This is a genomic window from Streptomyces sp. MB09-01 (assembly GCF_033794505.1).
Taxonomy (GTDB): domain Bacteria; phylum Actinomycetota; class Actinomycetes; order Streptomycetales; family Streptomycetaceae; genus Streptomyces.
Genome location: NZ_JARAYQ010000545.1, coordinates 1 through 1,455, shown reverse-complemented (window position 1 = coordinate 1,455; position 1,455 = coordinate 1). Strand labels below are relative to the sequence as shown.

The 1,455-nt window shown below is 73.0% G+C and carries 1 protein-coding gene; it reads right to left on the bottom strand.

Features of this window, described 5'->3' with window-relative positions; all coding sequences use genetic code 11:
• Window positions 1–25: 25 nt before the first annotated feature.
• Window positions 26–1,455, bottom strand: a 1,430-nt coding sequence (locus tag PV721_RS43335) for a M1 family metallopeptidase (RefSeq protein ID WP_319734369.1), incomplete at its 5' end; no start/stop codon positions are given.

Sequence of the window (1,455 nt, the reverse complement as noted above, 5' to 3'; positions counted from 1 at the left end):
TGGGAAGTTGTTAAAGGGAGCCGGGTCAGGCGGTGCGGACGCGGAGGGCGCGGGCGAGGTCGTCGAGTTGGTCCACGAGCTTGCGGCGCAGGAGCGGGAGGATGTCCGGGTCGGTGAGGCAGGCGTGCCCGGCCTGGAGGTTGGCCTCGTCGATGGCGTAGGCGGGGAAGGCGTAGCGGCCGGCGGCTTCGCCGATGGCGGGGCCGCGGCGGGCGCCGAGGGCTACGGCGTCCGGGTAGTAGCGGGTGACGTACTCCGCGACGAGGTCGGCCTGTTCGGGTTGCCAGAAGCCCTGGGCGGTGGCGCTGAAGAGGTAGTTGGACAGGCTGTCGTCGTGGAAGAGCCGGTTCCAGGCGGCGGCCTTGGCCTCCGCCGTGGGCAGTGCGGCGCGGCAGCGGGCGGCGCCCTCCTGGCCGGTGGCGCTGGGGTCGGCGGCGAGGGCGGCGTCGATGTCGCTCTCCTCGACGGCGCCGAGGACGGCGAGGCGGGCGAGGATGCGCCAGCGCAGCTCGGGGTCCAGTGCGGGGCCGCCGGGGACGGTTTCGGCGGCGAGCCAGGCGGCGATGGTGTCGGGCTGGGTGGCGCTGTCGATGAGGACGCGTACGGCGCTGAGCCGCATGCCGGGCTCGGAGCCGTCCTCGGTGCGCCGTAGCAGGTCGCGGGCGGTGGCGGTGAGGGTGGCCAGGGCAGCGGTCCGGTCCTCGGGGGCGAGGAAGCGCACGGCGACCTGGGTGCGGGCGAAGGAGAGGACGCCCTGGACGATGGCCAGGTCGTGTTCCTCGGGCAGGTTCGCTTCGACGGTCCGCAGGTAGTCCTGCGGGTCCAGTTCGCCGTCGCGGACCATGTCGCGCAGGGCGTTCCAGACGACGGCGCGGGTGAGGGCGTCGGGGATGCCGGAGAGGCCGCGCAGGACCGTTTCGAGGGAGGTCTCGTCGAGGCGGACCTTGGCGTAGGTGAAGTCTCCGTCGTTGAGGAGGAGCAGTGCGGGGCGGGCGCCGCTCACGGAGACGACCTCGTCGGAGGGGATGTCGAGGGTGAGGTGTTCGCGGGGTTCCAGGGTGCGGCCGTCTGCGGGGTCGCGGTCGTAGACGCCGACGACGATGTGGTGCGGGCGGCTGCCGTGGTGGTCGACGGTGAGGGTCCAGCCGGCGACTCCGTCGGCTCCGTGGGCGGCTTCCTCGATGCGCGGGGTGAGGGTGTCGATGCCGGTGGTGCGCAGCCAGACGTCGGCCCAGGCGCGGACGTCGCGTTCGGTGTGGGCGGCGAGGGAGTCGATGAAGTCGGCGAGGGAGGCGTTGGCGAACTTGTGGCGGGCGAAGTGGGTGTTGATGCCGGCCAGGAAGTCCTTCTCGCCGAGCCAGGCGACGAGCTGGCGCAGGGCGGAGGCGCCCTTGGCGTAGGAGATGCCGTCGAAGTTGAGGAGGGCGGAGGCCGTGTCGGGGACGTCGTCGGGGG